Below are 13,078 nucleotides of genomic sequence, written 5' to 3' on the forward strand. Positions count from 1 at the left end.
GCGGGGGGACGCCCGGACTAGTCGGCCAGGTTCACGGACCTGGCCGAGGTCGCGCCGATCTCCTCCGCCAGCTCGCCGAGGACCGGCGCCGGCACCGTGTCGTCCACCGTGAGCACGGCCAGCGCCTCGCCGCCGGCCGCGGCACGGGCGACCTGCATCCCGGCGATGTTGATCCCGGCCTCACCGAGGACACGGCCGACGGTGCCGACGACACCGGGGCGGTCCGCGTAGCGCAGCACCACCATGTGGTCGGCGAGGGCGAGGTCCACGTCGTACTCGCCGACGGCGACCAGCTTCTGGTGGTGCTTGGGGCCGGCCAGGGTGCCGGAGACGGACACCTCCTGGCCGTCGCCGAGGGTGCCGCGGACCACGACCACGTTCCGGTGGTCGGAGGACTCGCTGCTGGTGGTGAGGCGCACCTCGACACCGCGCTCCTGGGCGAAGAGCGGGGCGTTCACATAGGACACCGTCTCGTCCACGACATCCTCGAACACGCCCTTGAGAGCGGAGAGTTCGAGCACCTTCACATCGTGCTGGGTGATCTCGCCGTACACCTCGACGTCCAGGCGGACGGCGACCTCGCCGGCGAGGGTGGTGAAGATACGGCCGAGCTTCTCGGCGAGCGGCAGGCCGGGGCGTACGTCCTCGGCGATGACGCCGCCCTGGACGTTGACCGCGTCCGGCACCAGCTCACCGGCGAGGGCGAGCCGTACCGACCTGGCGACGGCGATCCCGGCCTTCTCCTGGGCCTCGTCGGTGGAGGCGCCGAGGTGCGGGGTGCAGACGACCTGGTCGAACTGGAACAGCGGCGAGTCGGTGCAGGGCTCCTTGGCGTAGACGTCGAGCCCGGCGCCGGCGACGCGGCCCTCCTTGAGCGCCGAGTACAGCGCCTCCTCGTCGACGATGCCGCCACGGGCCGCGTTGACGATCCGGACGGAGGGCTTCACCTTGTGCAGGGCCTCGTCGCCGATGAGGCCGACGGTCTCCGGTGTCTTCGGCAGGTGCACGGTGATGAAGTCGGACATCTCCAGCAGCTCGTCCAGGGAGACGACCTTGACGCCCATCTGCGCGGCCCGCGCCGGCTGCACATACGGGTCATAGGCGACGACCTTCATGCCGAAGGCGGACATCCGCTGGGCGACCAGCGCACCGATCCGGCCGAGGCCGACGACACCGAGGGTCTTCTCGGCCAGCTCCACACCCGTGTACTTGGACCGCTTCCACTCGCCGTTCTTGAGCGCGGTGTTGGCCTGCGGGATGTTGCGGGCGGTGCCGAGGAGCAGGCCGCAGGCCAGCTCGGCCGCGGTGACGATGTTGGACGTCGGGGCGTTGACGACCATCACGCCGGCCTTGGTGGCGGCGGAGACGTCGACGTTGTCGAGGCCGACTCCGGCGCGGGCCACCACCCGGAGCTTCTTCGCGGCGGCGATGGCCTCGGCGTCCACCTTGGTGGCGGAGCGGACCAGGATCGCGTCGGCCCCGGCGACGGCGGGGATCAGCTCGGCCCGGTCGGCGCCGTTGCAGTGGCGGATCTCGAAGTCGGGGCCGAGTGCGTCGACGGTCGCCGGCGACAGTTCCTCGGCGATGAGTACGACGGGCTTCGGAGACGAAGTGCTCACGTGAGTCCTCACAAGTCCCTGGGTCCCCCTCCCGTGCCGGGAGCGCGAGAGAGGACGGCCGCCGTCCCGACGGCCGTATGCGGTGGAGGGGATAGCCGCGTGGAAGACGCACGACGCTGTGGGCCTGACGCGAATCTGCAGTGCAGTCTAGTGGCGGTCAGAGCCGTGTTCACCGCGACCGCGGAAGGATCACTCATCCGTGGCCGGACGGTGCCGACGGCTCCCCGGGCGCACGGGCCGACAGGCGCCCCCGGGCTGCCCGGACGGGGCGCGGACGCGGACGCGGGGCCGCTCCCGGGGGGTGTCCCCCAGGGGTGCGGCCCCGCGTCCGTGACCGTCATGCCTCGTCGTCGACCCAGCTCATCAGCTTGCGCAGCTTCTTGCCGGTGGTCTCCAGCAGGTGCTCCTCGTCGGCCTTCTTGTACTCGTTGTACTTGGGCAGGCCCGACTCGTACTCCTTCATCCAGTTACTGGCGAAGGAGCCGTCCTGGATCTCGCCCAGGACCTTCTTCATCTCGGCCTTGGTGCCGTCGGTGACGATGCGCGGGCCGGAGACGTAGTCGCCCCACTCGGCGGTCTCGGAGATGGACCAGCGCATCTTCTCCAGGCCGCCCTCGTACATCAGGTCCACGATCAGCTTCAGCTCGTGGAGGCACTCGAAGTAGGCGATCTCCGGCTGGTAGCCCGCCTCGACGAGGGTCTCGAAGCCGGCCTTGACCAGGGCGGCGGTGCCGCCGCAGAGCACGGCCTGCTCGCCGAAGAGGTCGGTCTCGGTCTCCTCGGTGAAGGTCGTCTTGATGACGCCGGCGCGGGTGCCGCCGATGCCCTTGGCGTAGGAGAGGGCCAGCTCGAAGGCCTTGCCGGTGGCGTCCTGCTCGACGGCCACGATGCACGGCACGCCGCGGCCCTCCTCGTACTGGCGGCGGACCAGGTGGCCGGGGCCCTTGGGGGCGACCATGCACACGTCGACGTTGGCCGGGGGCTTGATGAAGCCGAAGCGGATGTTGAAGCCGTGGCCGAAGAAGATCGCGTCGCCGTCCTTGAGGTTGTCCTTGACGGACTCCTCGTAGACCTTGGCCTGGATCGGGTCCGGCACCAGGATCATGATCACGTCGGCCTCGGCGGCGGCCTCGGCCGGGGTCACCACGCGCAGGCCCTGCTCCTCGGCCTTGGCCCGGGACTTGGAGCCCTCGTGCAGGCCGACGCGGACGTCGACGCCCGAGTCGCGCAGGGACAGCGCGTGGGCGTGGCCCTGGCTGCCGTATCCGAGGACCGCGACCTTGCGGCCCTGGATGATGGACAGGTCGGCGTCGTCGTCGTAGAACAGCTCGGCCACTGGGTCTCTCCTAGATATTTCGTTCTTCGCAGATGTCCGCTGCTGGGTCCCACCGTACGGCGGGCGCGGATCCGGGGTGCTCGGGTCTCGGTATACGGAACCGGGGCGCGCCCCGGTTCCGCGGGTCAGGCGCTGCGGTCGAGGGCACGCAGGCTGCGGTCGGTGATGGAGCGTGCGCCGCGGCCGATGGCGATGGTGCCGGACTGGACCAGCTCCTTGATACCGAAGGGCTCCAGCATCTTGAGCATCGCTTCGAGCTTGTCACTCGAACCGGTGGCCTCGATGGTGACGGCGTCCGGGGAGACGTCGACGGTCTTGGCGCGGAAGAGCTGGACGATCTCCACGATCTGGGAGCGGGTCTCGTTGTCGGCGCGGACCTTCACCAGGACCAGTTCGCGCTGCACGGCGGAACCCGGTTCGAGTTCGACGATCTTCAGCACGTTGACGAGCTTGTTGAGCTGCTTGGTGACCTGCTCCAGCGGGAGGTCCTCGACGCTCACCACGATGGTGATGCGGGAGATCTCCGGGTGTTCGGTGACGCCCACGGCGAGGGAGTCGATGTTGAATCCGCGGCGGGAGAACAGGGCGGCGATCCGGGTCAGGATGCCGGGGGTGTTCTCGACCAGGACGGAGAGCGTGTGCTTGGTCATGGTTGTCTGACTCTCTTTCGCTGGTCCGGGATCACTCGTCTTCGCCGTCGCCGAAGTCCGGGCGGAGGTCCCGGGCGGCCAGGATCTCGTCGTTGGAGGTGCCGGCGGCGACCATCGGCCACACCATGGCGTCCTCGTGCACGATGAAGTCGATCACGACGGGGCGGTCGTTGATCGCGTTGGCCTCCTCGATCGCCTTGTCCAGGTCCTCGGGGCGCTCGCAGCGGATCGCGTGGCAGCCCATCGCCTCGGACAGCTTCACGAAGTCGGGGACGCGGGTGCCCTTGTTCGGCGGGGTCTCCCCGTCCGGGCCGGCGTGCAGCACGGTGTTGGAGTAGCGCTGGTTGTAGAAGAGGGTCTGCCACTGGCGGACCATGCCCAGGGCGCCGTTGTTGATGACCGCGACCTTGATGGGGATGTTGTTCAGGGCGCAGGTGGTCAGTTCCTGGTTGGTCATCTGGAAGCAGCCGTCGCCGTCGATCGCCCACACCGTGCGGTCCGGCACACCGGCCTTGGCGCCCAGCGCGGCGGGGACCGCGTAGCCCATCGTTCCGGCGCCGCCGGAGTTGAGCCAGGTCGCCGGCTCGTCGTAGTCGATGAAGTGCGCCGCCCACATCTGGTGCTGGCCGACGCCCGCCGCGAAGATCGTTCCCTGCGGGGCGAGTTGGCCGATCCGCTCGATCACCTGCTGCGGCGACAGCGAACCGTCCTCCGGCTGCTCGTAGCCCAGCGGGTACGTCTCGCGCCAGCGGTTCAGGTCCCGCCACCAGGCCGAGTAGTCCCCGGCGTTGCCCTCGGAGTGCTCCTTCTGGACCGCCTGCACCAGATCGGCGATGACCTCGCGGGCGTCCCCGACGATCGGCACGTCGGCCGCCCGGTTCTTCCCGATCTCCGCCGGGTCCACATCCGCGTGCACGATCTTGGCGAACGGGGCGAAGCTGTCCAGCCTGCCGGTGACCCGGTCGTCGAAGCGGGCGCCGAGGGCGACGATCAGATCCGCCTTCTGCAGTGCGGTGACGGCGGTGACGGCACCGTGCATACCCGGCATCCCGACGTGCAGCGGGTGCTTGTCGGGGAAGGCGCCCAGGCCCATCAGCGTCGTGGTGACGGGGGCGCCCGTCAGCTCCGCGAGGACCTTCAACTCGGCGGTGGCGCCGGCCTTGAGGACGCCTCCGCCGACGTAGAGCACCGGCCGGGTGGCGGTGGTGATCAGCCGGGCGGCCTCGCGGATCTGCTTGGCGTGCGGCTTGGTCACCGGACGGTAGCCCGGCAGGTCCATGGCCGGCGGCCAGGAGAAGGTGGTCTGCGCCTGGAGGGCGTCCTTGGCGATGTCCACCAGGACCGGGCCGGGGCGGCCGGTGGCCGCGATATGGAAGGCCTCGGCGATGGTCCGCGGGATGTCCTCGGCGCGGGTGACCAGGAAGTTGTGCTTGGTGATCGGCATGGTGATGCCGACGATGTCCGCCTCCTGGAAGGCGTCCGTACCGATCGACTTGGACGCGACCTGCCCGGTGATGGCGACCAGCGGGACGGAGTCCATATGCGCGTCGGCGATCGGGGTGACCAGGTTGGTGGCGCCGGGGCCCGAGGTCGCCATGCACACCCCGACCTTCCCGGTGGCCTGCGCGTACCCGGTGGCCGCGTGGCCCGCGCCCTGCTCGTGCCGCACCAGCACATGGCGGACCCGCTTCGAGTCCATCATCGGGTCGTACGCCGGCAGGATCGCCCCGCCCGGAATTCCGAATACCGTGTCGGCCCCGACCTCCTCAAGCGCACGGATGAGGGACTTGGCGCCCGTCACGTGCTCGACGGGTGCGGTGTGCTGCCCCGGGGTACGGGGCCGCGGCTGGGGATGGTGGGTCCCGGAGGCCTGCTCGGTCATCGGCATTCTCTTCTCGATGCTGAGGGTTTGTGCGGGGTTGGTGCTTTTCTCACCGGTGGGCGACCGGCGCTGGTGCAACAAAAAACCCCTCGTGCCGTGAGGCAAGCGAGGGGAGCGCGTCGGATGCGATGCGCCGGGTCACTGATGGTGTCCCGGCTCAGCCGACGCGCTGTCCAAGTACGAGAATTCGGGTGCGCATGGCACTGACCCTCCCCCCGGCACGCACAGCATGTCAAGTGGGTGGGACAGGCGTCTCATCATGTGGGCGGCGGGGGGCGGGAGCGGTGAACGGCACCACCGGACCGGCCAGCACCGGCCGCGCCGCGGAGCGGGGCAGCGGATAGCGGCCGGCGGTCAGCGCACGGCGCAGCCGGTACTCGTCCAGCGGGCCGCTGAAGGCGGCGCCCTGGCCGTGGCTGCACCCCAGGGCGCGCAGCGCGAGCACCTGCTCGGGCCGGTCCACCCCGTCCGCCACCGACTGCAGGCCGAGATCACCGGCGATCCGCAGCAGACCGCCGGTGATCTTGTGCAGCCGGGCCGACTCGACCACCCCGTCCACCAGCCCGCGATCGATCTTCAGCCAGTCGACGGGGAGGCGGCGCAGGGCTGTTATCGCGGCATAGCCGCCGCCGAAACCGTCCAGCGCGATCCGCACCCCGTGCCGGCGCAGCACGGTGAGGCGGCGCTCCAACTCGTCCATGGACAGCGGTGGTTCGCCGTCGGTCAGCTCCAGTACCAGTGCCCCGGACGGCAGGCCGTGCCGGGTCAGCAGGGCCTCCACGGAACCGGCGGGCGCGGTGCGCTCCAGCAGTCGGCGGGCTCCCATCCGCACCACCACCGGCACCGCGTGACCGCTGCGGCCGCGCTCGGCGGCCTGCTCCACGGCGCGCTCCAGGGTCCAGCGGCTCAGCTCGGCGACCCGGTCCGTGTCCCCCGCGTCGGCGGCGGCGCGCAGGAAGTCGGCCGGGGTGTAAAGCATCCCTTGGGCGGAACGCCAGCGGGCCTGGGCGGCGACGGAGACGATCCGGCCGGTGCTGAGGCAGACCACCGGCTGGTGCAGCAGGTCGAACTCGCCGTCCCGCAGCGCGCTTCGCAGCCGTCCCGCGAGCTGCGCCTTGCGCACCACATCGGCCTGCATCTGCGGTGCGTACAGCTCGACGCGGCCCTTGCCGGCGGCCTTGGCCCGGTACATGGCGAGGTCCGCGTTGCGCAGCAACTCGCCCGCGCCCAGGCCCGGTTCGGCGAAGGCGACGCCGATGGAGGCGGCCACCCGCACCTCGCCGCCCGCCACGGTGTACGGGCGGGAGAGGGCGAGGCGCAGCCGGTCGGCCAGCTCGTAGAGGTGCTGCTCGCGGGTGGCGCCGTCGCCGGTGCCGTCGCCCAGGACGAGGGCGGCGAACTCGTCGCCGCCGAGCCGGGCCGCGGTGTCCCCGGCGCGTACCGCCTCGCGGAGTCTTCGGGCGGCCTGCACCAGCAGCTCGTCGCCCGCCTGGTGGCCGATGGTGTCGTTGACGGCCTTGAAGCCGTCGAGGTCGATGAAGAGGACGGCGGTGCCTCGGTCGGTGCTGCGGCGGCCGGTCAGGGCCTGGCCGACGCGGCGGGTGAAGAGCGCCCGGTTGGGCAGGTCGGTGAGCGGGTCGTGCTCCGCGCTGTGCTGCAACTGGGCCTGGAGGCGCACCCGTTCGGTGACATCGCGGCTGTTGAGGATGATGCCGCCATGGTGCCGGCTGACGGTGGACTCGACGTTGAGCCAGCGGTCGTCACCGGAGCGGAAGCGGCACTCGATACGGGCGCTGGGCTCCTCCGGGCGGCTCGCCAGGAAGCGGCGCAGCTCGTGCTGGACGCGGGCGAGGTCCTCCGGGTGGATCAGGGTGGCCAGCTCCTCGCCCACCAGGTCCTCGGCGGTGCGCCCGTAGACACCGCTGGCGGCGGGGCTGACGTAGCGGAGGACGCCGCTGGGGGCGGCGATCATGATGACGTCGCTCGATCCCTGCACCAGGGAGCGGAAGTGGTTCTCCTTCTGGGCGAGTTCACGGGCGAGGGTGATGTTGTCCAGCAGCATGATGCCCTGGCGGACGACCAGGGCCAGCAGCACGGTGCTGGTGGTGAAGAGCACCACGCGGTCCACCCGGCGCCCGTCCGCCACGTTGCACAGCAGGCCGACGGTGCAGACCGCGGCGGCCAGATAGGGCGTGAGCGCGGTCAGCGAGGGGGAGGTCCGGGGCCGCGGGGCGGTGGGCTCGGGGCGCGCCTCCGTCTCCTCCTCGGCGCCCCGGCGGGGGGCGGCCGCCCAGGGCGCGAAGGCCAGCAGCAGGGAGCCCGCGAACCAGCCGGCGTCCAGCATCTGCCCCGAGCGGTATCCGGCGTTCATCAGGGGCGAGGTGAAGAGCGCGTCGCAGACCACGGTGCAGGCCAGGGCGGCGACCGCGGTGTTGACCGCGGAGCGGTGCACCTCTCGGGGCCCGAAGTGCAGTACCAGCACCAGGCTGACCAGGACGATGTCCAGCAGTGGATAGGCCAGGCCCAGGGCGGTGCGCGCCACGCTGGGGTCGGCGCGGTGCGCGGTGTGGGCGAGGGCCAGGCTCCAGGCGAGGGTGAGCAGCGAGCCGCCGATGAGCCAGGCGTCCAGGCCCAGGCAGGTCCAGCCCACGCGGTTCGCCGGGCGTTTGGCGAGGACCAGCAGGCCGACGATGGCGGGCGGCGCGAAGCAGAGGAAGAAGAAGTCGGCGATGCCCGCGGCGGGCACCGGCTCGTTCAGCACCACCTCGTACCAGCCCCAGACCGCGTTGCCCAGGGAGGCCATCAGGGAGGAGAGGGCGAACAGCAGCCAGGCGGCGCGGAAGTGGCCGCGTATTCCGGGCGCGGGCCGGCGCAGCGCGTACACCAGGCAGGAGGCGGCGGCGGTGAGGGCGGCGAGGCTCAGGCCGAAGTCGCCCATGGCGAGGGCGATCCGGGTGGTGCCCCAGCCGAGGGCGGCGCCCGTGGTGTACCCGGCGCAGAGCAGCACCAGCAGGCACTGGGGCAGCAGGCGGGGGCCGCCGAACCGCCGGGAGGTGCGGGTCAGGAGCGTGACGGCGGAACTCACCGCCCCGCCCCCGGCTCGGCGCCGCTCGCCAGGGCGCGGGGCCTCGGATGGCGTCTGCGGCCCGGGGGGCGTGCGGGGGCCGGGGGCGGCGCCGGTCGGTACAGGGCGCTGCGTCCGGGCCGCCTGCGGCGTCCCGGGCGGGTGGGATCGGTGCTCCATCGGCCGTACATCGCCTGTCGCCCCCCTTGCCTCCACGGTCGTCATCCCCCGCGCCGGACCCTGCCCGACGCAGACCCTGTCCGGGACCATACACCAGGTCGTCACTCAGGGACATAGTCCCTCTACTCACAGTAACGACCGGCAGGGGTGACGACACGCCGCGCATCCGGGCGAGTGCGGGCCGTTCACAAGGCCGGATGCCGTGCCCGCCGGACGCCTCGGAGCCGGTCGGGTGCCCGATGTGCGGACCGTCGATTCCCGGCCGTCCGCGCCCGGCGCCGGGTCGGCCGTCAGCCCTCCGTCGTCAGCACCACGTGGTGCACCGGCTCACCGGCCGCCCACCGGGTGACCTGGGCGGCCAGCAGCCGCCGGGCGCGCGGCCGGAAGGCGGACGTCGGCCCGCCCACATGCGGACTGATGAGTACGCCCGGAGCCTGCCACAGCGGATGCTCCGGAGGAAGAGGCTCCGGATCGGTCACATCGAGTGCGGCGCACAGCCGGCCCGCCGTCGCCTCGGCGAGCAGCGCGTCCGTGTCCACCACCGGGCCGCGGGCCACGTTCACCAGTAGCGCCCCGTCCTTCATCCGCGCCAGGAAGTCCGCGCCGACCAGCCCCCGAGTGGCCTCGGTGAGCGGTGTGGTGACGATGACGACGTCCATCTCCGGTAGCAGCGACGGGAGTTCGGCGACCGCGTGGACCGGCCCGCGCTCCGTGGTGCGCGGGGAGCGCGCGACGCGAACCACCCGCGCCACCTCGAAGGGCGCGAGCCGGTCCTCCACCGCCTCGCCGATCGCCCCGTAGCCGAGGACCAGGACCGACCTGTCGGCCAGCGCGGGGCGGAAGGAACTGCGCCACTCCCCCTTGTCCTGGGCGCGGACGAAGTCGGGGATGCCGCGGAGTGCGGCGAGGGTGAGGGTGAGGGCCAGTTCCGCGGTGCTGGCCTCGTGCACTCCGCGGGCGTTGCAGAGCCGTACGCCGGGCGGGAGCAGTGCGCGGTGGGCGAGCATGTCGTCGACGCCCGCGGTGAGGGTCTGGACGACCTCAAGTCGCGGCATCCGCGCCAGCGGGCGGCTCTTGACGTCTCCCGGCTTGAGGTAGGGGACGCCGTAGAAGCCGCAGTCGGCCGGGTCGGCGGGGAACTCCTGGCGGCCGTCGGGCCCGCCGTCCCAGAAGCGGTAGACGGGCCCTTCGGGGAGTCCTTCGATCTCCTCGGGCGGAAGCGGAAGCCATACCTCGGGTGTCATGTCCAGGAGGCTACGGCCCGCCGCCGGGGGCGAGGAGGGGAGCGGTTACGTTGGGACCGCCCGGAAGCGGGCGGCCGGACAGGGGAGGACACGGCGAGGTGGAGCGCAGGACGATCGGCGCCGGGGCGCTCACGGTGGGCGCGATCGGGCTCGGCTGTATGCCGATGAGCTGGGGGTACAGCGGTTCGCAGCGGCGGGGCGAGGAGTCCTTGCGGACCGTGCGCGCCGCCCTGGACCGCGGTTCCACCCTGCTGGACACGGCCGATATGTACGGTCCTTTCACCAATGAGCTGCTGCTCGGCCGGGTCCTGAAGGAGCGGCGGGCGGACGCCTTCGTCGCCACCAAGTGCGGGCTGCTGGTGGGCGAGAAGCATCTGGTGGCCAACGGCAGGCCCGGCTATGTGCGGCGGGCCTGCGACGCCTCGCTGCGGCGGCTGGGCACCGAGGTGATCGACCTGTACCAGTTGCACCGGGCCGACCCGGAGGTGCCGGTGGAGGAGACCTGGGGTGCGATGGCGGAGCTGGTCACCGCGGGCAAGGTGCGGGCGCTCGGGCTGTGCGCGGTGGACGCGCGGGCCGGGCGGCGGGGCGCCGGCCGTTACGACCCGGTACTGCGCCAACTGGAGCGCGTACAGCAGGTGTTCCCGGTGACCGCGGTGCAGGCGGAGCTGGCGGTGTGGGCGCCCGGGGCGCTGGACGCGCTGCTGCCGTGGTGTGCGGCGCGCGGGGTCGGGGTGCTGGCCGCGATGCCCCTCGGCAGCGGTTTCCTGACCGGCACGCTCACCACGGGCGGCGGCTTCGAGGAGGACGACGTACGGGCCAGGCATCCGCGGTTCACCGCCGAGATGATGGCCGCCAACCAGCCGGTGGTGGCCGGGCTGCGGCGGGTCGCGGCCCGGCAGGGCGAGGTGGCGGGCCGGCCGGTGACGCCCGCCCAGGTGGCGCTGGCCTGGGTGCTGGCGCAGGGGCCGCAGGTGGTGCCGGTGCCGGGGGCCAAGCACCAGCGGTGGGCGGTGGAGAACGCGGCGGCCGCCGGGCTCGCCCTGAGCGCGGCGGACCTCGCCGAGTTGGCCGCCCTGCCGACGGCCCTCGGCTCCTGGGACTGAGCGGCGGGCGGCGGCCGGATCGCACGCGGGGTGCCTTCGGGCGGTGTAGGAAGGGAGTCGCCACCTCCGCCCGAAGGGACCCGACCCGTGCGCCTCCCCGTGCGACACCCCGCCGCGACGGCCCTGCTGGCCGCCTCCGTACTGCTGCTCGGCTCGGCCTGCTCCGGCCCGGACGGCGGCGCCGGCGCCTCCCCGTCCCCCTCCCCCACCAAGGGCGGCCGGGCGGCGGACCCGAGCCCGTCGGCACCGCCCGCGAAGGGTTCGGTGAAGGTGCTGCGGACGGTGGCCACCGGCCTCAAGTCCCCCTGGGGCCTGGCCGAACTCCCCGACGGCGACCTGCTGGTCTCCTCCCGCGACGACGGCACCGTGCAGCGCGTCGATGTGCAGCACGGCCGTACCTCCGAGGTGGGCAGGGTGCCGGGCGTCGCACCCGGCGGCGAGGGCGGCCTCCTCGGTATCGCCCTCTCCCCCCAGTTCGCCACCGACCACGAGGTGTACGCCTACTTCACCACCGCCTCCGACAACCGCGTCGCCCGCTTCCTCTACGAGCCGGACAAGCGGCCCGGCGACCAGCTCGGGGCGCCCAACACACTGCTCCGCGGCATCCCCAAGGGCACCATCCACAACGGCGGGCGGATCGCCTTCGGCCCGGACGGGATGCTCTACGCCAGTACCGGTGAGACGGGCCGCTCGGCGCGCGCCCAGGACCGCTCGTTCCTCGGCGGGAAGATCCTCCGGATGACCCCGGACGGGCAGCCGGCGCCCGGCAACCCCTTCGGCAACGCCCCGTATGTGTACTCGCTGGGGCACCGCAATGTGGAGGGCCTCGCCTGGGACGCCAAACAGCGGCTGTGGGCCTCGGAGTTCGGGCAGGACACCTGGGACGAACTGAACCTGATCCGGCCCGGCGGCAACTACGGCTGGCCGGACGTGGAGGGCATCGCCCACCGCAAGGGCTTCGTCGACCCGGTGGCCCAGTGGCACCCCGACCAGGCCTCGCCCAGCGGGATCGCGCTGGTTCGGGGCTCGGTGTGGATGGCGGCGCTGCGGGGCGAGCGGCTGTGGCGCGTCCCGCTGGCCGGCACCCGCGCCGCGGCCGCCCCGCAGGCCTTCCTGGTGCACCGCTACGGGCGGCTGCGCACCGTCCTGGCGGCGGGCGGTGACCGCCTCTGGCTGACCACCAGCAACACCGACGGCCGCGGACACCCCGTCAAGGGCGACGACCGGATCCTGGAACTCCGGGTCGGCTGAGGGCAGTTGGGCGGCCGGTCAGCCGGGCGCGGCCGGGGCGAACAGCCGGCGGCGGTGGGCGAGGGCGGCGGCCTCACCGCGGCCGGAGACCCCCAACTTGGCCAGGATGTGGGAGACATGCACGGAGGCCGTCTTGGGTGAGATGAACAGCTCCTCGGCGATCTGCCGGTTGCTCCGCCCGGCCGCCACCAGCCGCAGCACCTCCCGCTCCCGCTCGGTCAGGCCCAACTCGCGGGCCGGATCGGCGGGTTGATCCTGACCGCGGCCGAGGGGGAGGCGGGCGCGCCGGGCGAGGCCCTCGGCGGCCTCGGCGAGCGGCCGGGCGCCGAGGTGCCGGGCCACCGCCCCGGTCTGCCGCAGCAGTTCCGCGGCGCGCTCCCGGTCGTCGTCGGCGGTCTCCGCACCCGGGCCGCGGGCCAGCAGCGCCCGGGCGAGCCGCAGCCGCACCCGCGCCAGCTCGTAGGGGCGCTCCAGCAGCCCGAAGGCGGCCACCAGTTCCAGCCACTCATCCGCGTCCAAGTGCCCCTCCGCGCAACGGAGTTCGGCCCGTACCCAGCGGTCGTACGCCTGCCAGAGCGGGGCGCCGGTGGTGAGGTTCCAGGCGGCGGCGCGGATGCGGGCGAGGGCTTCGGCGCGGTCCGGGGCGGCGGCGGGGAGGGCGCGGGCGGCGGTCTCGGCGGTGGCGGCGCCCAGCAGGAGCGGACAGGCGTCTCCGCGCCGTCGGGTTGGGTATACGCGCCGCGCGA

9 protein-coding genes are annotated in these 13,078 nt (G+C 72.7%); 2 read left to right on the forward strand and 7 right to left on the reverse strand.

Annotated elements, in window-relative coordinates; genetic code table 11:
• Nucleotides 1–17: 17 nt before the first annotated feature.
• From serA to ACFVST_RS26445, 6 genes are all read right to left on the reverse strand, one after another.
• Nucleotides 18–1,619 (reverse strand): phosphoglycerate dehydrogenase, encoded by a 1,602-nt coding sequence (serA, locus tag ACFVST_RS26420; RefSeq protein ID WP_390156089.1) that lies wholly within the window; start codon nucleotides 1,617–1,619, stop codon nucleotides 18–20.
• Nucleotides 1,620–1,956: 337 nt separating this feature from the next.
• The gene (gene ilvC, locus ACFVST_RS26425) at nucleotides 1,957–2,955 is read right to left on the reverse strand and encodes a ketol-acid reductoisomerase (RefSeq protein WP_390156090.1); all 999 of its coding nucleotides are present in this window, start codon (nucleotides 2,953–2,955) and stop codon (nucleotides 1,957–1,959) included.
• 125 nt (nucleotides 2,956–3,080) lie between these two features.
• The gene (ilvN, locus tag ACFVST_RS26430; protein ID WP_390156091.1) at nucleotides 3,081–3,605 is read right to left on the reverse strand and encodes an acetolactate synthase small subunit; all 525 of its coding nucleotides are present in this window, start codon (nucleotides 3,603–3,605) and stop codon (nucleotides 3,081–3,083) included.
• A gap of 31 nt (nucleotides 3,606–3,636) precedes the next feature.
• Nucleotides 3,637–5,493: an acetolactate synthase large subunit gene (locus tag ACFVST_RS26435; protein WP_390156092.1), complete on the reverse strand. Its 1,857-nt coding sequence runs from the start codon at nucleotides 5,491–5,493 to the stop codon at nucleotides 3,637–3,639.
• Nucleotides 5,494–5,719: 226 nt separating this feature from the next.
• Nucleotides 5,720–8,572: a putative bifunctional diguanylate cyclase/phosphodiesterase gene (locus ACFVST_RS26440; protein ID WP_390156093.1), complete on the reverse strand. Its 2,853-nt coding sequence runs from the start codon at nucleotides 8,570–8,572 to the stop codon at nucleotides 5,720–5,722.
• Between the two features lie 449 nt (nucleotides 8,573–9,021).
• Nucleotides 9,022–9,975, reverse strand: a complete 954-nt coding sequence (locus ACFVST_RS26445; RefSeq protein ID WP_390156094.1) for a 2-hydroxyacid dehydrogenase — start codon at nucleotides 9,973–9,975, stop codon at nucleotides 9,022–9,024.
• Nucleotides 9,976–10,073: 98 nt separating this feature from the next.
• On the opposite strand from ACFVST_RS26445, the gene ACFVST_RS26450 reads away from it, so the two are divergent.
• A complete protein-coding gene (locus tag ACFVST_RS26450; RefSeq protein ID WP_390156095.1) occupies nucleotides 10,074–11,081 on the forward strand; it encodes an aldo/keto reductase in 1,008 nt (335 codons plus the stop codon).
• Between the two features lie 87 nt (nucleotides 11,082–11,168).
• Nucleotides 11,169–12,332, forward strand: a complete 1,164-nt coding sequence (locus ACFVST_RS26455; protein ID WP_390156096.1) for a PQQ-dependent sugar dehydrogenase — start codon at nucleotides 11,169–11,171, stop codon at nucleotides 12,330–12,332.
• Between the two features lie 18 nt (nucleotides 12,333–12,350).
• Here the strand turns inward: ACFVST_RS26455 and ACFVST_RS26460 are convergent.
• On the reverse strand, nucleotides 12,351–13,078 hold a 728-nt coding region (locus tag ACFVST_RS26460; protein ID WP_390156097.1), incomplete at its 5' end, for a LuxR C-terminal-related transcriptional regulator.

This window comes from Streptomyces sp. NPDC058045, assembly GCF_042885635.1.
Taxonomy (GTDB): Bacteria; Actinomycetota; Actinomycetes; order Streptomycetales; family Streptomycetaceae; genus Streptomyces.

Coding starts and splice junctions, on each gene's coding strand:
- ilvN (WP_390156091.1), bottom strand. CDS start 3,605: ATGACCAAGCACACGCTCTCCGTCCTGGTCGAGAACACCCCCGGCATC.
- ACFVST_RS26435 (WP_390156092.1), bottom strand. CDS start 5,493: ATGCCGATGACCGAGCAGGCCTCCGGGACCCACCATCCCCAGCCGCGG.
- ACFVST_RS26445 (WP_390156094.1), bottom strand. CDS start 9,975: ATGACACCCGAGGTATGGCTTCCGCTTCCGCCCGAGGAGATCGAAGGA.